A 16,609-nucleotide genomic window follows, 5' to 3' on the forward strand; every position below is an offset into this window, starting at 1 on the left:
CTTGGATTTTGTTGCCGCAGCAGTGGTGGCTAACTGCGGTAGCACTTAAACGCTTGACTTATAGATGGGGCCGCTGCGCCCGATTTCAAGCCTGCTCATCAATAGAAGGCGAAACCGGTGCCGGCGCCTTGCTGACCACGACCATGGCCGGACGCAGCAGGCGGCCGTTGAGCAGGTAGCCTTTCTGGAAAACCTTCAGGACGCTGTTCGGCTCGACGTCGGCACTTTCCTGCATCGCCATGGCCTGGTGATGTTCGGCGTTGAAGGGTTCGCCATGTGGATCAAGGGCTTCGAGCTGATAACGCTTGAGGGTGTCCTGGAACATTTTCAGGGTCAGCTCGATGCCTTCGCGCATCGGACGGATGTTCTCGTCGTCCGGGTTGGACAGCTCCAGGCCGCGCTCCAGGCTGTCGATGATCGGCAGCAGGTCGCCGGCAAAACGCTCCAGGGCGAATTTATGAGCCTTTTCCACATCTTGCTCGGCGCGACGGCGGACATTCTGCAGGTCGGCTGCTACACGCAACGCCTGATCCTGCGCACCGGCCAGTTGCTCCTCGAGCACTTGTACACGTGCCGCCAAGTCTTCACCGGAATCCTGGGAAGCCTGATTGGCGTCTAGATTTTGCGTGTCCTGCGTCTGTTCGTCAGCCATAGAGATTTCTCCTTTCAACTTCGTCCGCGAGCTCGACTCGCGCTTCTGCCCCGGTATATGGGGCCGGGTTTTCCAGCTTCAAGGGCCACCTGACGAATTAACCTTACAAAAAGCAGCTGCATAATCATTCCTCGCCGCGCTAAGAAAAACACTTTCCCAAGCAAATCGAGCTAAGCGCGGGCATTGTCAGGCCGAAACAAAACACTGTATAAATAACCAGACCTAAAGCCTGGGAGCGGCCTTATGCTGGTGCACCTGTCCGTACACAATTACGCCATCGTCGAACACCTCGACCTCGAACTCGATCGAGGCATGAGCGTGATCACCGGTGAAACCGGCGCGGGCAAGTCGATCATGCTCGACGCCCTGGGCCTGACGCTGGGCGACCGCGCCGACAGCGGCGTGGTGCGCCCCGGAGCGGACAAGGCCGACATCCTGGCGACGTTCGACCTGGTCGACATCCCCGAGGCCAGCGCCTGGCTGGCCGAACGCGACCTGGACACCGACGGCCTGTGCATCCTGCGCCGGGTCATCACCGCCGAAGGTCGCTCCCGAGGCTACATCAACGGCACGCCCTGCCCCCTGGGCGACCTCAAGGCCCTCGGCGAACTGTTGATCGACATCCACAGCCAGCATGAACACCAATCCCTGCTCAAGACCGATACCCATCGTCGCCTGCTGGATGAATACGCCGGCGCCACCGATCTGGCCCGGCAAGTCCAACTGGCCGCCCAACGCTGGCGCCAGACCCGGCAGGAACTGGATCGCCTCTCCAATTCCGGCGACGAACAGCGTGCCCGTCACCAGTTGTTGAGCTACCAGCTCGAAGAGCTGGAGAACCTGTCCCTGGGTGAAAATGAACTGGAAGAACTGGAGCAGGAACACAAGAACCTGACCAACGCCGAAACCCTGCTGGGTATCTGCCGCCAAGTGGTCGAACAATGCAGCGAGAGCGATTCGGGCAATGTGCTCAACGCACTGACAGCGAGCCTGAACCGACTCTCCAGCGTGAACAACTCGGTGGGCGCCCTGAACGAAGCGACCAACCTGCTGACGAGCGCGCAGATCCAGGTCGAGGAAGCCGTTGGGGAACTGAACCGTTTCCTCGATCACTTCGACGCCGACCCGGCACGCCTGCAGTACCTGGAAGAGCGCCTGGACACCATCTATACACTGGCGCGCAAGCACCGCATCCAGCCAACCGACGTTGCCGAACTCCAGCAGCGCCTGCTGGAAGAACTGGAAACCCTGAACGCCAACGATGAATCCATCGAGCGCCTGGGAGACGAACTGGCTTCCTATGCCCGTCATTACCAGGAAAAGGCCAAGGAGCTCAGTGAACTTCGGCGCCAGGCCGCGACAGGGCTGGCCAGTGCCGTGGAGCAGGAGATCCAGCGCCTGGGCATGCCGGGCGGACGCTTCACCATCGAATTGCGCCCCAACGCCGGTGACGAGCTCCAACCCAATGGGCTGGAACAGGTTGAGTTGCTGGTCAGCGCCAACCCCGGGCAACCGCTCAAGGGCCTGGCCAAAGTCGCCTCCGGCGGTGAGTTGTCTCGGATCAGCCTGGCCATCCAGGTCATTACCGCGCAGACCTCTCGTGTGCCGACGCTGGTATTCGACGAAGTGGACGTGGGCATCGGTGGTCCAACCGCGGAAATTGTCGGCCAACTGCTGCGCCGACTGGGGGAACGCGGCCAGGTGCTGACCGTCACTCACCTGCCCCAGGTCGCTGCCCAGGGACACCAGCATTTATTTGTGCACAAGGTACGTGGCGAAGACGCCACTCGCACTGCCGTGTCCAAACTCAACAAAAACGAGCGGGTGGAAGAGGTGGCGCGCATGCTCGGGGGCATCGACCTCACCAAGGAATCCCTGGCCCACGCGAAAAAAATGGTCGTTACCGCGAAAATCTGAGAACGGCAGAAAGCACGAAGGCGACCCTGGGGTCGCCTTCGTTCGTTTCGCGAACCTTAAGTCCGCGCGACATGCTTACTTTTTCTTGCGTACGTACAGCACAAGATTGTGATCAACCATCTCGAAGCCATACTTGTCGACGATTGCTTTCTGCAGCCGCTCGATTTCTTCGTCGAAGAATTCGATGACTTCACTGGTCTCGACGTTGACCATATGGTCGTGATGCTTGCCGTCGTCCAGTTCGAAGACCGCATGGCCTCCGTCGAAGTTGTGTCGCACCACAAGGCCAGCTGCCTCGAACTGGGTCAGAACACGGTAAACCGTGGCCAGACCGACGTCCTCACCAGCCTCCATAAGCGCCTTGTAGACATCCTCGGCACTCATGTGGCGTTGCTCGGCGGAATCGAGCATTTGTAGAATCTTGACCCGTGGCAGGGTCACTTTGAGGCCGGCTTTGCGTAGTTCGCTATTTTCAACCATGGTCAGCTTTCTCGCGATGCTGCTTCGCAGCTTCTCTTAATGCGGGTATGATCGGCGTTTACGTTGTCCCAGCCAAGATAGTGGAAGTCGCCCACCGATGCAAAACACCAAGCTCTTGCTAACCAGTTTCACCTTTGTGGGACTGCTCGCACTCGCCGGTTGTTCATTCCCCGGGGTTTACAAAATCGACATCCAGCAGGGCAATGTCGTCACGCAGGACATGATAGACCAGTTACGCCCGGGAATGACCCGTCGGCAAGTACGGTTTATCATGGGTAACCCCCTGCTGACCGACACGTTCCATGCCGATCGCTGGGATTATCTGTACAGCTTGCAGCCAGGCGGCGGTGAGCGCCAACAGGAACGCATCAGCGTTATCTTCAGTCCTGACGACCAACTCGTCAGCTTGTCGGGCGATTTCATGCCTGGCGTGAGTCGCGACGAGGCCATCATGGGCAAGGACAGCGGCACCACCGTGACCGACCCAGCCCAGAATGCCGAACAGCCGAAACCGGAAAAACCGGTCAAGCCAGGTTCGTTGCTGGACCAGATCCAGAAGGATGTCGACAAAGTCGAGACCGTACCGGTCCCGACACCCGAGCCCCTGGACACCTCGCCGCAATAAATTGCGACATGAAAAAACCCGGCATGCCGGGTTTTTTATTGCCTGCGATTCAGACCAGGTTATTGCTCCGATTGTCGCGCCAGGGCAGCCTTGGCCGCACGCAGGCGACGAATTTCCTTCGGATCAGCCAACAAAGGTCGATAAATCTCCAATCGATCAGCCGCCTGCACCACCTGGTTATCCGGATCGGCAACCACCTTGCCAAAAATCCCCACCGGGCAAGTTGCCAGGTCCAGCTCCGGGAACGCATCAGCAATCCCCGAGCCCAGCAGCGCCGCACGAACACGGGTGCCTTCCTGGACCACGCAGGTGCGCAAGACCTGGCGATCCACCGCGGCATACACCACTTCTATCTCAATCAACGCTTGAGCTCTGCATTCTGCTTGGCCCGCTGGCAGAACGCGTCGACCAGGGTATTGGCGGCCTGATTGAACAGCGGCCCCAGCGTCGCGCGTACCAGCGGGCCGGCGTAGTCGAACGACAGGTCCAGGCTGATCTTGCAGGCTTTTTCGCCCAGAGGCTTGAACACCCAGACGCCGTGGAGCTGATTGAAGGGCCCCTCTTCCAGGTTCATTTCGATGGATTGCCCCGGCACCAGCGTATTACGCGTGACGAAGCGCTGGCTCAAGCCGCCCTTGGCAATGTTGAGGCTGGCGCGCATATGGGTATCAGAACTCTCCAACACCTCGGCGGATGAGCACCACGGCAAAAACTCCGGATAGCTCGCCACATCGTTGACCAGGTCATACAGCGCCTGCGCCGGATAGGGCAGCAAGGCCGAACGTTGAATGTGTGTCGTCATGTAAGCGTCACTTCCACAGCTGAGCGGCAAACACTACGAGAATGCCGATGGGCGCCACGTAGCGCATCAAGAACAGGCTCAAGGCGAACAATACAGGGTTGCGCAGCGACAGTTCATCGCGCACCGCTTCACGCCCCATGATCCATCCTGCAAACACCACGAAACACAAACCACCCAGTGGCAACATGATCCGTGACGTGAAGAAATCAATCACGCCGAAGAAGTCCAGCCCCCCGGTTGCTCCCCACTGGTAGAGATGGAACAGCCCGTCTTCGTTCACGAAAAACTTTGCCTGCTTCCATATATTGAAGGAAAACACCGTACCCAGGCCGACAAACCAGCAGGTGAAAGCCAACCAGAAAGTCACCCAGGCACGGCTGAGGCGGGTCCTTTCGACCAGATAGGCCACCATGGGCTCCAGCAGGGAAATGGCCGAACTCCAGGCCGCGATGGCCACCAGGAGGAAAAACACCACGCCCATCACTTGGCCGAACGCCATGCTGCCAAAGGCAAACGGCAGGCTGACAAACATCAGTCCTGGCCCTTCACTGGGGTTCAGGCCAGCGGCGAACACAATCGGAAACAATGCCACACCCGCCAGCAGCGACACGAAGGTGTCCAACAGCGCGACGCCGACAACGGTTCGGGTCAGGGAGGCGTTCTTGGGCATGTAGGCGCCGTAGATCATGATCGAACCGACGCCGACGCTCAGGGAGAAGAACGCATGCCCCATGGCCGGCAGCAGCCCGTCCAGGACTTTCTCCGGCTGGAAGTCGAACATGAAATGCACGCCTTCCATGAAATGCCCGGTAGTCATGCTGTAGCCCAGCAATACCAGGATCATCACGAACAGCAACGGCATCATGATCCGCAGGCTGCGCTCAAGCCCGGCCACCACGCCCCGGGCAATCACCACCGCCGAGAGGACCATGAAAATCGTGTGCCAGAGGGTCAACCTCCAGGGATCGGCGATCACGTTGCCGAAGTAGGCACCGACCTGATCGGGCGTCACACCTTGAAAATCCCCACGCCCCATGTCGATGATGTAGTCCAGCGACCAGCCGCCGACCACGCTGTAGAACGACAGGATCAGCAACGCCGTGATCATCCCGGCGAACGCGCCCCACGACCACTTGGGCGAATGCCCTGCCGCCACTGCCAGCACCTTCAAGGCGTTGGCCGGGCTCTGCCGGGCACGACGACCAATCAGGGTTTCGGCCAGCATCACCGGCGCACCGATGAGCGCAATGCACGCCAGGAACATCAATACGAAGGCGCCGCCACCGTAGACGCCGACCATGTAGGGAAACTTCCAGATACTGCCCAACCCCACCGCCGAACCGGTTGCAGCGAATATAAAGACCCAGCGGCTAGCCCAACTGCCGTGGACAGAAACCTTGTCTGTCGACATCGTGATCACGCCCAGCGTTCGAAAAAGAGGCCGCATTGTCCGGGATTCACTCAACGTGCTCAAGCACGCAGCTTCACCGTAGCCGACACGCACGCAACTGCCTATAATGCCGCCCCTATGGCTAAACAGAAGAAACACCCCACAGGGACCATCGCGCAAAACAAAAAGGCGCGACACGATTACTTCATCGAACAACGTTTCGAGGCTGGCATGGTCCTGGCCGGCTGGGAAGTAAAGAGCTTGCGTGCCGGCAAGGCGCAACTGGTCGACAGCTATGTGCTGCTCAAGGACGGCGAAGCCTGGCTGCTGGGCAGTCATTTTACGCCGCTGACCACCGCCAGCACCCATGTGATCGCCGACCCGACGCGCTCGCGCAAACTGCTGCTGAACAAACGCGAGCTGGAAAAACTCTTCGCGTCTGTGCAGCAGAAGGGCTACACCTGCGTCTGCACGTCACTGTACTGGAGCAAGCACTTGATCAAGTGCGAAATTGCCCTGGGCAAAGGCAAGAAGGAATACGACAAGCGCGATACTGAACGCGAACGCGATGCCGGCCGCGAGCTGCAGCGCGCGGTGCGCAACAAGGGCAAGGAAGACTGATTCTTTCGCCTTGAGACCGCTTTCGCGAGCAAGCCCGCTCCCACCCAGATCCCGGCAATACACATATCCTGTGTTCACTGAAGATCCAATGTGGGAGCGCGGGCACGATTACATCCCCTTGCGCCGCTCCGCCCGCGCCACCCGCTGCACTTCCTGGCGTACCTCTTCCAAGACCTCCTGCACGTACAAGATATGTCGGCTGGACACTTCCCGCGCCTGCTCGGCCTGCCCTTCCATAATGGCTTGATACAACTCTCGGTGCTGGCTGATCAGCATGTCGCGGGTTTCGCTGCGCTGTTTGTACATGCCACCGATGTTGGTCACCACGTTGCGCTTGAGCAGATCGAACAGCCCGCGAATGGTGTGCAGCAACACCGCGTTATGACTGGCCTCGGCAATCGCCAGATGGAACCGCGCATCTGCTGCGCCCTCCTCGGCCCGGCTGACTTCGTCGTGCCGCGAGTAGCAATCCTGCAGCTCATCGAAAGCCGCCGTCAGTCGCTCGCGATCCACATCCGTAGCTCGTAGCGCCGCGTAGTAGGCACAGGACGCTTCCAGCGTATGGCGGAACTCCAACAAATCCCGTTGCGCCTCAGGATTGCTTTCCAGCAGTTGCAGCAGCGGATCACTGAACGTCGAGCCCAGTGACTCCACCACATAGTTGCCGCCGCCCTGACGACTGATCAACAAACCTTTGGCCGTCAGCTTCTGGATCGCCTCACGCAACGAAGGGCGTGACACGCCGAACTGCTCGGCCAGGGTCCGCTCGGCGGGCAGCCGCTCGCCGGACTTCAGCGTGCCCTCAAGGATCATGCCTTCAAGCCGCTCGACAATATCGTCAGACAAACGGCGCTGACGAATCTGATCAAACCCCATAACTCGATTCTCCGCGATCCCGACGACTCGCCGGGCTCTCTATTCTGGCCCATCCGGGCCGCGTCCACACCCACCAAAAGCCGTTTATGCCAACGGATCAGATGCCCTCTGCACCGCTTATTCGACGAAAGTTTCAGGGAGGCAAATTGACACACGACAACCAAGGCTTTTACCCTAGCCAACAGCGATTGTAAATTGGTATTACCAATTAACCAAAGCGCTGACCAGTGCCTGACCAACAACAATTAGGGGCCCACCCACTATGCAAACCTGGCAACAGCTCTACAGCCCGCTCGGCAGCCTCGGCTTGTCCGCACTCGCGGCCGTTATTCCCATCGTGTTTTTCTTCCTGGCCCTGGCGGTGTTTCGCCTCAAGGGGCACGTGGCCGGCAGCATCACCCTGGCCCTGGCGATTGCCGTGGCGATCTTTGCGTTCCAAATGCCCGCCGACATGGCCTTCGCCGCTGCCGGTTATGGTTTTGCCTATGGCTTGTGGCCCATCGCCTGGATCATCGTCGCCGCGGTGTTTCTCTACAAACTGACGGTCAAGAGCGGCCAGTTCGAAGTGATCCGCAGCTCGGTGCTGTCGATTACCGACGACCAACGCCTGCAAGTGCTGTTGATCGGCTTTTGCTTCGGCGCATTCCTGGAAGGTGCCGCCGGTTTCGGTGCGCCGGTGGCGATCACCGCCGCGCTGCTGGTCGGCCTGGGTTTCAACCCTCTGTACGCCGCCGGCTTGTGCCTGATCGCCAACACCGCCCCGGTGGCGTTCGGCGCGTTGGGTATCCCGATCATCGTGGCCGGCCAGGTCACCGGGATCGATGCGTTCAAGATCGGCGCCATGACCGGTCGCCAGTTGCCACTGCTGTCGCTGTTCGTGCCGTTCTGGTTGGTGTTCATGATGGACGGCCTGCGCGGCGTGCGGGAAACCTGGCCCGCAGCACTGGTGGCCGGTTTGAGCTTCGCCATCACCCAGTACTTCACCTCCAACTTCATCGGCCCGGAACTGCCGGACATCACCTCGGCCCTGGCCAGCCTGATTTCCCTGACCCTGTTTTTGAAAGTCTGGCAGCCCAAGCGCAGCGCAGGTGCCCAGATTGCTGGCGCCACTTCCAGCGCAACGGTCACCGCCAGCGTCGGCGGTTTCGGTCAGCCGCGCAGCACCGTGGTTTCGCCCTACAGCCTGGGGGAAATTATCAAGGCCTGGTCGCCGTTCCTGATCCTCACTGTGCTGGTAACAATCTGGACCCTGAAACCGTTCAAGGCGATGTTCGCCGCCGGCGGCTCCATGTACGGCTGGGTGTTCAACTTCGCCATCCCGCACCTGGACCAGATGGTGATCAAGGTCGCGCCGATCGTGGTCAATCCAACAGCCATCCCGGCGGTCTTCAAGCTTGATCCGATTTCCGCTACCGGCACGGCGATTTTCTTCTCGGCCTTGATCTCGATGCTGGTGTTGAAGATCAACCTTAAAACTGGTCTTACCACTTTAAAAGAGACCTTCTACGAACTGCGCTGGCCGATTCTGTCCATCGGCATGGTGCTGGCCTTCGCCTTCGTCACCAACTACTCGGGCATGTCCTCGACCATGGCACTGGTGCTGGCCGGCACGGGCGCGGCGTTCCCATTCTTCTCGCCGTTCCTGGGTTGGCTGGGCGTGTTCCTGACCGGTTCCGATACCTCGTCCAACGCGCTGTTCAGCTCGCTGCAAGCCACCACCGCGCACCAGATCGGCGTCAACGACACCTTGCTCGTCGCGGCGAACACCAGCGGCGGCGTGACCGGCAAGATGATTTCGCCACAATCGATCGCGGTGGCCTGCGCGGCGACCGGGCTGGTGGGCAAGGAATCGGATCTGTTCCGTTTCACCCTCAAACACAGCCTATTCTTTGCAACGATTGTCGGCCTGATCACGTTGGCCCAGGCCTACTGGTTTACCGGCATGCTGGTTCATTAAGTCCTACACGCGATACTGGAAAAACCGACGCCGAACCCTGATTCGGCGTCTGCTATTCACAACCGGGTCTGCAAGGCTGCTGAAAGATTTCCTGGCTATATTCAGCAGCCTCAGCGGACGGATAACCGGGACCACCCGGAGACACGCCTGATGAGCGAGCTTTTTTACAACGCCGTACCGAACGCGACCCGAGTCGCCCCGCCCTTGCCCGAGCCTCGGCAGTACCCCAGCGAAAAACCGCCACGGGTCTACCTGTTCGGAACGTGTGTGGTGGACCTGTTCTATCCCGAAGCCGGGATGGATGCCATTCACCTGCTGGAGCGCGAAGGGATCCGGGTGGAGTACCCACAAGGGCAAAGTTGCTGCGGCCAACCGGCCTACACCTCGGGGTACACCGAGCAGGCGCGGACGGTAGCTCGGGCGCAACTGGCCCTGTTTGCCGGCGATTATCCAGTGGTGGTGCCCTCGGGCTCCTGCGCAGGCATGCTGCGCGAGCATTACGCCGACCTGTTCAAGGATGAGCCCGACACGCTCAAACAGGTCCAGGCCCTGGCGGCCCGGACCTATGAATTGGCCGAATTCCTGCTGTTTGTCTGCAAAGTGCAGCTGCAGGACAGCGGCGAGCCGGTGAAAATTGCGTTGCACACGTCCTGCTCGGCACGGCGTGAAATGAATACCCACCTGCATGGCCGCGCGTTATTGGCACAGCTACGCAATGTGGAGCGCGTCGAACACAGCCACGAAAGCGAGTGCTGTGGCTTTGGTGGGACGTTCAGCGTTCGCATGCCGGATATTTCCGGCGCGATGGTGGCCGACAAGACCCGGGCGCTGAAGGAATCCGGTGCGCACAAGATCATCAGTGCCGACTGCGGTTGCTTGATGAACATCAACGGCGCGCTGGAAAAACAGCAGGAAGCGTTACGCGGCCAGCATCTGGCGAGCTTCCTCTGGCAGCGTAGCGGAGGTGTCGCATGAGCACGCCGACGCTGATCCCGACTGTAGAGGTGCAGGAAGATTTTCGCGCCCGGGCCCACAAGGCTTTGGACGACACGCAACTGCGAAACAACTTTCGCAGCGCGATGGATTCACTGATGACCAAACGGGCAACGTCTTTCAGCGATGCCCACGAAAGAGAACACCTGCGAGTGCTCGGCAATGCCGTCCGCGCCCGCGCGTTATCCAAGCTGCCCGACCTGCTCGAGCAACTTGAAACCAACCTGACCCGCAACGGTGTGAACGTACACTGGGCGGAGACGGTGGACGAAGCCAATGGCATCGTCCTCTCGATCATCCGCGCTCACGAGGCGCGGCAAGTGATCAAGGGCAAATCGATGGTCAGCGAAGAGATGGAGATGAACCATTTCCTCGAGGCTCGGGACATTGAATGTCTCGAATCCGACATGGGGGAGTACATCGTCCAGCTCGATCACGAGAAGCCTTCACACATCATTATGCCGGCGATCCACAAGAACGCCGGTCAGGTCGCGTCCTTGTTCCACGACAAACTCGGCGTGGAGTACACCAAGGACGTTGACCAACTCATTCAGATCGGTCGCAAGGTATTGCGGCAGAAATTCTTCGAAGCCGACGTCGGCGTCTCGGGCGTCAACTTCGCCGTCGCCGAAACCGGCACGCTGTTGCTGGTGGAAAACGAAGGCAACGGGCGGATGTCCACCACCGTGCCGCCAGTGCACATCGCCGTGACCGGCATCGAAAAAGTCGTGGAGAACCTGCGCGATGTCGTGCCGCTGCTCTCGCTGCTGACCCGTTCGGCCCTCGGCCAGCCCATCACCACCTACGTCAACATGATCTCCGGCCCGCGCAAGGCCAACGAACTGGACGGTCCCCAGGAAGTCCACCTGGTGCTGCTGGACAACGGTCGCAGCCAGGCGTTTGCCGACAGCGAATTGCGCCAGACCCTGAACTGCATTCGCTGCGGCGCTTGTATGAATCATTGCCCGGTCTATACCCGAATCGGCGGTCATGCCTACGGCGAGGTTTACCCGGGGCCTATCGGAAAAATCATCACGCCGCACATGGTCGGCCTGGCCAAAGTCCCGGACCACCCCAGCGCCTCTTCGCTGTGCGGCGCCTGCGGTGAAGTGTGCCCGGTGAAAATCCCGATCCCCGCCCTGCTGCGGCGGCTGCGCGAAGAAAACGTCAAGGCACCGGACAGCCCGAACCAAGTAATGCGCGGCCAAGGCAGCAAATATTCAGCCAAGGAACGCTTCATCTGGAATGCCTGGGCCCGGCTCAACAGTTCGCCACGGTTATACCGGCTGTTCGGTTTCCTCGCCACGCGCCTGCGTGCCCTGACACCGAAAAACGTCGGCCCATGGACCCAGAACCACAGCGCCCCCAAACCCGCCGCCCGCTCATTGCATGACCTGGCCAGCGAACACCTGAACCAGCAGGGAGACCGCCGATGAGCGCCAAAAACAATATCCTCGCCAAGCTGCGTAAAAGCCTGACGGGCACCACGCCGGTTGCCGACAACTTCGATGTCGAACTGGTGACGCAAACCTACCGCTACGCGCCCGAGGAACGCATCCCGCAATTGCGCAAGCTGATGGAAGCGGTGCACACCGAAATCCACCTGACATCCGGCGAAGGCTGGCCGGCCCTGCTGGCGCAATTGCTGCGCGACCGTCAACTGCCGAGTTTGCTCATCGCCCCGACCACAGCGCACGGGCAAAAAATCACACAGTTTTGGGCGAACAATCCGGACCTACCAACTCTCAAGGCCTACGACCGCCCGGTAGAAGAATGGAAAGCTGAGTTGTTCAATGATACCCCCGCCAGCCTGACCGGAACCCTCGGCGCCATCGCCGCCACCGGTAGCCTGATTCTCTGGCCGACCCGGGAAGAACCACGCCTGATGAGCCTGGTACCGCCCGCGCATTTCGCCCTGCTCAAGGCCAGTGAAATCCGCGACAACTTCTATGAAGTGCAACAGGAATTCGAATGGGCCCAAGGCATGCCCACCAACGCCCTGCTGGTGTCGGGCCCGTCGAAAACCGCCGACATCGAACAAGTCCTGGCCTATGGCGCCCATGGCCCTAAGGATCTGGTGGTTTTGATTCTGGAGGACCAATGACCCTTCCGGCCCCGTTCCTGCGCGATGTACAGCAACTGATCCCGCAAAAGCGACGTTTCGACGATCCTCTGTCGACCTTGGCCTTCGGCACCGACGCCAGTTTCTATCGGCTGATTCCGAAACTGGTGGTACGGGTCGAAAGCGAAGACGAAGTGGTCGCCCTGCTACAACTGGCCCAGCGCGATCAGGTGCCCGTCACCTTCCGTGCGGCTGGCACCAGCTTGTCTGGCCAAGCCATCAGCGACTCGGTGCTGATTGTGCTGGGGGATAACTGGAACGGTCGCGAGATTCGTCAGCAAGGCACGCAGATCCGTTTACAACCCGGCGTGATCGGCGCCCAGGCCAACGCCTGGCTGGCGCCGTTCGGGCGCAAGATCGGCCCTGATCCGGCCTCGATCAACGCCTGCAAAATCGGCGGCATCGTCGCCAACAACGCCAGCGGCATGTGCTGCGGCACGGCCCAGAATACCTATCACACCCTCGCCGGTATCCGCTTGGTCCTGGCCGATGGCACGCGCCTGGATACCGAAGACGACAGCAGCGTGGCGGCTTTTCGTACAAGCCATGGCGAACTGCTGGAACGCCTGGCGACCCTGGGTCGCGAGACCCGCGCCAATAGCGAATTGGCTGCGCGAATTCGCCACAAATACCGTCTGAAAAATACCACCGGCCTGTCACTCAATGCCCTGGTGGATTTCGACGAGCCTGTGGATATCTTGAGCCATCTGTTAGTGGGCTCCGAAGGCACCCTCGGCTTCATCAGCGCGGTGACCTACAACACCGTCATCGACCATCCGAACAAGGCTTCGGCGCTGATCGTCTTCCCCGATGTGGAAACCTGCTGCAATGCGGTCACCGTGCTGAAAAGCCAGCCTGTCTCAGCGGTAGAACTGCTGGACCGCCGCAGCCTGCGCTCGGTGCAGGACAAACCGGGCATGCCGGATTTCGTACAGCATTTGTCGATCAATGCCTGCGCCTTGCTGATCGAATCCCGCGCCGCTTCTTCGTCGCTGCTACAAGAACAACTGACCCGGATCATGGCTTCGCTGGCCGGTTTCCCGGTGGAAAAACAGGTCGATTTTACCGAAGACCCACGGGAAAACGCCCGGCTCTGGGCGATCCGCAAGGACACCTTTCCAGCGGTGGGTGCGGTACGTAAAACCGGCACCACGGTGATCATCGAAGACGTGACCTTTCCGGTGGAGCAACTGGCCATTGGCGTGAATCGTCTGATCGAGCTGTTCGACAAACATCACTACGACGAAGCGATCCTTTTCGGACACGCGCTGGAAGGCAATCTGCACTTCGTCTTCACCCAAGGCTTCAACAACCCTGAAGAAGTCGCACGCTACCAGGCCTTCATGGACGACGTGGCGCAATTGGTGGCGGTGGAATTCGGCGGCTCGCTGAAAGCCGAACACGGCACCGGACGCAACATGGCACCGTTCGTCGAGCTGGAATGGGGCAGCGATGCCTATCAATTGATGTGGCAGCTCAAGCGCCTGCTCGATCCCAACGGGATCCTCAACCCGGATGTGGTGCTCAGTGAGGATCCGCAGATCCACCTTAAACATCTCAAGCCGCTGCCGGCCGCCGATGAGATTGTGGACAAGTGCATCGAGTGCGGTTTCTGCGAGCCGGTGTGTCCGTCCAAGGACCTGACCTTGAGCCCGCGCCAGCGCATCGTGATCTGGCGGGATATCCAAGCGAAGAAACGCGCAGGCACGGACACCACCGAGCTGGAACGTGCCTACCAATACCAGGGCATCGATACCTGCGCCGCCACGGGCCTGTGTGCACAACGTTGCCCGGTAGGCATCAATACCGGCGAGCTGGTGAAAAAACTGCGCAGCCGTGACGCGACGCAGACGAAAACCGCCAACTGGATTGAAGGAAATTTCGCCACCACGCTGCAAGGCGCACGCTTTGCCCTGCACGTCGCCAACGGTGCGCGCATGCTGCTGGGCGCCCCCCGCCTGGCAAAACTGTCGGCCTCGTTGACGCGCCTGTCCAAGGGCCAGGTGCCGCAGTGGACCAACGCCATGCCCCAGCCAGAAAAGGCCATTCGTTTCAGCCCTACCGTTTCGGACACGCGTCCGAGGGTGGTGTACCTGGCGGCGTGCGTGTCGCGGGTCATGGGCCCGGCGGCAGCGGACAAGGAGCAGATGTCGCTGTACGACAAGACCCGCGGCCTGCTGGAAAAGGCCGGCTATCAGGTGGTCTTTCCAGACAATGTGGACAATCTCTGCTGCGGCCAGCCTTTTGCTTCCAAAGGCTACACCGAACAAGCCGAGCATAAGCGCCAGGAACTGATCGGTGCCTTGCTGCACGCCAGTCGCGGCGGGCTCGACCCCATCTACTGTGACACCAGCCCGTGCACGCTGCGGTTGGTCCAGGATCTGGGTGACGTGCGACTGGATCTGTACGACCCGGTGCGCTTCATCCGTACCCATTTGATGGACCGTCTCGACTTCATCCCCCAGGAGGCGCCCGTCGCGGTGCACGTCACGTGCAGTACACAGCACCTCGGCGAAAGCCAGGCGTTGATCGACCTGGCGCGCAAGTGCAGTAAACAAGTGGTGATTCCGGAAGGTATCCATTGCTGTGGTTTCGCCGGCGACAAGGGCTTTACCACCCCCGAACTCAACGCCCATTCGTTGCGAACCCTCAAGGACGCGGTCCAAGATTGCACCGAGGGCATTTCCACCAGCCGCACCTGTGAGATCGGTCTTACACAACACGGCGCAATCGACTACCACGCACTGGTGTATCTGGTAGACCGTGTCACTCGCCCCAAACCCGCCAACGGTGAGGGCCTTGCGATGGGACTCGAAGAAAAATCGAATTCCTGCGCTTCGCTGTAGTCACTTGAATAGGCCCGGCTGCACTGGGCCATCCACCACCAACTCGGCCTGGCCGCGACTGTTCAGCGGCACCGAGACCCTACGTTCAAGGAGATACACATGAAGCGCACCGCACTTGCTGGCTTGTTCATTTCCGCTGCGATGTTGGCCTCTCCGGTGTTTGCAGATAGCCAGGCAGACCTTTGCCAGATCAATCTGCAAAAAATCAAGGATGCGAAAGTCAGCACCGAGCAGATGAGTGAAACCATGCAATCTGACATCGATGGCACTATCCACCAGGCCACCGCTGCCAAGGCCAAAGGTACCGAGGAAGGCACGAAGGAATGCATCTCGCTGACCACTCAAGCTCTTCAGAAACTGCAGAACAACACCAAAGGCGATCAGCAGTAATGTCGCGTCCGGCCAACCTTCGGGTTGGCCTCAGACGCGGATTGGCGTACACTGCGAATGCCTGCCGCTCCTCCAGCTTCATGGAGCGACAGGTTCGGGGCCGTTTAGGATTCGACGCCGGTTGCGAAACTTTAGGTGCATGCCGAGTTGGTAACAGAACTCGTAAATCCACTGTTGCAACTTCTATAGTTGCCAATGACGAAAACTACGGCCAGGAATACGCTATCGCTGCGTAAGCAGCCTTAGATCCTGAGCTTCTGGTACCTTCGGGTCCAGCAATCATGAGGGGATGTCTGTAAACCCAAAGTGATTGTCATATAGAACAGAATCGCCGTGCAGTACGTTGTGGACGAAGCGGCTAAAACTTACACAACTCGCCCAAAGCACCCTGCCCGTCGGGTCGCTGAGGGTTAACTTAATAGACACGGCTACGCATGTAGTACCGACAGCGGAGTACTGGCGGACGGGGGTTCAAATCCCCCCGGCTCCACCAAATGATCAAAAAAAGACGTCCAAGGACGTCTTTTTTTGTGCCTGAAATATCTACCACAGCGGACTAGATCAAACACCAGAAGCAGATCTCACCGCTACAACCATAATCTCCACCAGCACCTCAGGCCGCGCCAGACGTGCCTGAACAGTGGCCCGTGCCGGAGCACTATCCGCTGGCAGCCAGGCGTCCCACACCGAATTCATCAGCGCGAAATCACGATCAATGTCTTTGAGCCAGATCTGCGCGCTCAAAAGCTTCCCCTTGTCGCTGCCCGCCAGCGACAACAGCGCATCGATCTTGGCCAGCACCTGCTGCGTCTGCTCTTCGATGCCAACCTGCAGATCAGTGGGCACCTGGCCGGACAGGTAGAGCAAGTCGCCGTGACTGACCATCCCGGACATCCGCGCGTTGCTCTGAAAACGTTGAATCGTTGCCATCGGTTTTA

Annotated in this window: 16 protein-coding genes and 1 other RNA gene; 10 read left to right on the plus strand and 7 right to left on the minus strand. The window is 59.7% G+C overall.

What is annotated here, in order from left to right:
* Window positions 1–85 precede the first annotated feature (85 nt).
* The gene (grpE, locus tag AC3A5O_RS18800) at window positions 86–652 is read right to left on the minus strand and encodes a nucleotide exchange factor GrpE (RefSeq protein WP_060739227.1); all 567 of its coding nucleotides are present in this window, start codon (window positions 650–652) and stop codon (window positions 86–88) included.
* 243 nt (window positions 653–895) lie between these two features.
* On the opposite strand from grpE, the gene recN reads away from it, so the two are divergent.
* Window positions 896–2,569, plus strand: a complete 1,674-nt coding sequence (gene recN / locus AC3A5O_RS18805; protein ID WP_072411328.1) for a DNA repair protein RecN — start codon at window positions 896–898, stop codon at window positions 2,567–2,569.
* Window positions 2,570–2,644: 75 nt separating this feature from the next.
* Here recN and fur read toward each other — a convergent pair whose 3' ends face one another.
* Complete coding sequence (gene fur / locus AC3A5O_RS18810; RefSeq protein WP_003197684.1) at window positions 2,645–3,049, minus strand: ferric iron uptake transcriptional regulator; 405 nt, start codon at window positions 3,047–3,049, stop codon at window positions 2,645–2,647.
* Between the two features lie 97 nt (window positions 3,050–3,146).
* Here fur and AC3A5O_RS18815 point away from each other — a divergent pair, with 97 nt between their 5' ends.
* The gene (locus AC3A5O_RS18815) at window positions 3,147–3,674 is read left to right on the plus strand and encodes an outer membrane protein assembly factor BamE (RefSeq protein ID WP_122569134.1); all 528 of its coding nucleotides are present in this window, start codon (window positions 3,147–3,149) and stop codon (window positions 3,672–3,674) included.
* Between the two features lie 59 nt (window positions 3,675–3,733).
* Here the strand turns inward: AC3A5O_RS18815 and AC3A5O_RS18820 are convergent, their stop codons facing one another.
* Genes AC3A5O_RS18820 through AC3A5O_RS18830 form a run of 3 tightly spaced genes read right to left on the minus strand, consistent with a single transcriptional unit; the run spans window position 3,734 to window position 5,887 of the window.
* Entirely contained in the window at window positions 3,734–4,036 is a 303-nt protein-coding gene (locus tag AC3A5O_RS18820; RefSeq protein WP_122569133.1) for an RnfH family protein, read from the minus strand.
* Entirely contained in the window at window positions 4,033–4,476 is a 444-nt protein-coding gene (locus tag AC3A5O_RS18825; protein ID WP_122569132.1) for a type II toxin-antitoxin system RatA family toxin, read from the minus strand. Before AC3A5O_RS18825 ends, AC3A5O_RS18820 begins: the two co-directional genes overlap by 4 nt.
* A gap of 7 nt (window positions 4,477–4,483) precedes the next feature.
* Window positions 4,484–5,887, minus strand: a complete 1,404-nt coding sequence (locus tag AC3A5O_RS18830) for a sodium-dependent transporter (protein ID WP_122569176.1) — start codon at window positions 5,885–5,887, stop codon at window positions 4,484–4,486.
* Window positions 5,888–6,004: 117 nt separating this feature from the next.
* Between AC3A5O_RS18830 and smpB the strand changes: the two genes are divergently transcribed.
* Window positions 6,005–6,487: an SsrA-binding protein SmpB gene (gene smpB / locus AC3A5O_RS18835; protein WP_003197663.1), complete on the plus strand. Its 483-nt coding sequence runs from the start codon at window positions 6,005–6,007 to the stop codon at window positions 6,485–6,487.
* A 108-nt stretch (window positions 6,488–6,595) separates the two neighbouring features.
* On the opposite strand, the gene AC3A5O_RS18840 is transcribed toward smpB, so the two are convergent.
* Window positions 6,596–7,363, minus strand: coding sequence for an FCD domain-containing protein (locus tag AC3A5O_RS18840; protein ID WP_122569130.1), 768 nt, complete (start codon window positions 7,361–7,363; stop codon window positions 6,596–6,598).
* 262 nt (window positions 7,364–7,625) lie between these two features.
* On the opposite strand from AC3A5O_RS18840, the gene AC3A5O_RS18845 reads away from it, so the two are divergent.
* The 7 genes from AC3A5O_RS18845 (at window position 7,626) to ssrA (ending at window position 16,164) form a co-directional block, all read left to right on the plus strand.
* Complete coding sequence (locus AC3A5O_RS18845) at window positions 7,626–9,320, plus strand: lactate permease LctP family transporter (protein WP_122569129.1); 1,695 nt, start codon at window positions 7,626–7,628, stop codon at window positions 9,318–9,320.
* 150 nt (window positions 9,321–9,470) lie between these two features.
* Window positions 9,471–10,295, plus strand: a complete 825-nt coding sequence (locus AC3A5O_RS18850; protein ID WP_122569128.1) for a (Fe-S)-binding protein — start codon at window positions 9,471–9,473, stop codon at window positions 10,293–10,295.
* Window positions 10,292–11,749: a LutB/LldF family L-lactate oxidation iron-sulfur protein gene (locus tag AC3A5O_RS18855; protein ID WP_122569127.1), complete on the plus strand. Its 1,458-nt coding sequence runs from the start codon at window positions 10,292–10,294 to the stop codon at window positions 11,747–11,749. Before AC3A5O_RS18850 ends, AC3A5O_RS18855 begins: the two co-directional genes overlap by 4 nt.
* On the plus strand, window positions 11,746–12,417 hold the full coding sequence (locus AC3A5O_RS18860; RefSeq protein ID WP_487753538.1) for a LutC/YkgG family protein: 672 nt from the start codon (window positions 11,746–11,748) through the stop codon (window positions 12,415–12,417). Before AC3A5O_RS18855 ends, AC3A5O_RS18860 begins: the two co-directional genes overlap by 4 nt.
* Complete coding sequence (locus AC3A5O_RS18865; RefSeq protein ID WP_487753539.1) at window positions 12,414–15,281, plus strand: FAD-binding and (Fe-S)-binding domain-containing protein; 2,868 nt, start codon at window positions 12,414–12,416, stop codon at window positions 15,279–15,281. Before AC3A5O_RS18860 ends, AC3A5O_RS18865 begins: the two co-directional genes overlap by 4 nt.
* A gap of 99 nt (window positions 15,282–15,380) precedes the next feature.
* Complete coding sequence (locus tag AC3A5O_RS18870) at window positions 15,381–15,671, plus strand: hypothetical protein (RefSeq protein ID WP_487753540.1); 291 nt, start codon at window positions 15,381–15,383, stop codon at window positions 15,669–15,671.
* A 96-nt stretch (window positions 15,672–15,767) separates the two neighbouring features.
* Window positions 15,768–16,164, plus strand: a transfer-messenger RNA (tmRNA) gene (gene ssrA / locus AC3A5O_RS18875).
* Window positions 16,165–16,232: 68 nt separating this feature from the next.
* Here ssrA and AC3A5O_RS18880 read toward each other — a convergent pair.
* Complete coding sequence (locus AC3A5O_RS18880; protein WP_122569111.1) at window positions 16,233–16,601, minus strand: RidA family protein; 369 nt, start codon at window positions 16,599–16,601, stop codon at window positions 16,233–16,235.
* Between the last annotated feature and the right edge of the window lie 8 nt (window positions 16,602–16,609).

The sequence above is a fragment of the Pseudomonas sp. Soil_N_39 genome, from assembly GCF_057655955.1.

Bases quoted from the DNA above. Each gene is read 5' to 3' on its own strand.
- AC3A5O_RS18870 (WP_487753540.1), top strand. From the start codon at position 15,381: ATGAAGCGCACCGCACTTGCTGGCTTGTTCATTTCCGCTGCGATGTTG.
- AC3A5O_RS18855 (WP_122569127.1), top strand. From the start codon at position 10,292: ATGAGCACGCCGACGCTGATCCCGACTGTAGAGGTGCAGGAAGATTTT.
- smpB (WP_003197663.1), top strand. From the start codon at position 6,005: ATGGCTAAACAGAAGAAACACCCCACAGGGACCATCGCGCAAAACAAA.
- grpE (WP_060739227.1), bottom strand. From the start codon at position 652: ATGGCTGACGAACAGACGCAGGACACGCAAAATCTAGACGCCAATCAG.
- fur (WP_003197684.1), bottom strand. From the start codon at position 3,049: ATGGTTGAAAATAGCGAACTACGCAAAGCCGGCCTCAAAGTGACCCTG.
- AC3A5O_RS18830 (WP_122569176.1), bottom strand. From the start codon at position 5,887: ATGTCGACAGACAAGGTTTCTGTCCACGGCAGTTGGGCTAGCCGCTGG.
- AC3A5O_RS18845 (WP_122569129.1), top strand. From the start codon at position 7,626: ATGCAAACCTGGCAACAGCTCTACAGCCCGCTCGGCAGCCTCGGCTTG.
- AC3A5O_RS18840 (WP_122569130.1), bottom strand. From the start codon at position 7,363: ATGGGGTTTGATCAGATTCGTCAGCGCCGTTTGTCTGACGATATTGTC.
- AC3A5O_RS18880 (WP_122569111.1), bottom strand. From the start codon at position 16,601: ATGGCAACGATTCAACGTTTTCAGAGCAACGCGCGGATGTCCGGGATG.
- AC3A5O_RS18850 (WP_122569128.1), top strand. From the start codon at position 9,471: ATGAGCGAGCTTTTTTACAACGCCGTACCGAACGCGACCCGAGTCGCC.
- AC3A5O_RS18865 (WP_487753539.1), top strand. From the start codon at position 12,414: ATGACCCTTCCGGCCCCGTTCCTGCGCGATGTACAGCAACTGATCCCG.
- recN (WP_072411328.1), top strand. From the start codon at position 896: ATGCTGGTGCACCTGTCCGTACACAATTACGCCATCGTCGAACACCTC.
- AC3A5O_RS18860 (WP_487753538.1), top strand. From the start codon at position 11,746: ATGAGCGCCAAAAACAATATCCTCGCCAAGCTGCGTAAAAGCCTGACG.
- AC3A5O_RS18825 (WP_122569132.1), bottom strand. From the start codon at position 4,476: ATGACGACACACATTCAACGTTCGGCCTTGCTGCCCTATCCGGCGCAG.
- AC3A5O_RS18815 (WP_122569134.1), top strand. From the start codon at position 3,147: ATGCAAAACACCAAGCTCTTGCTAACCAGTTTCACCTTTGTGGGACTG.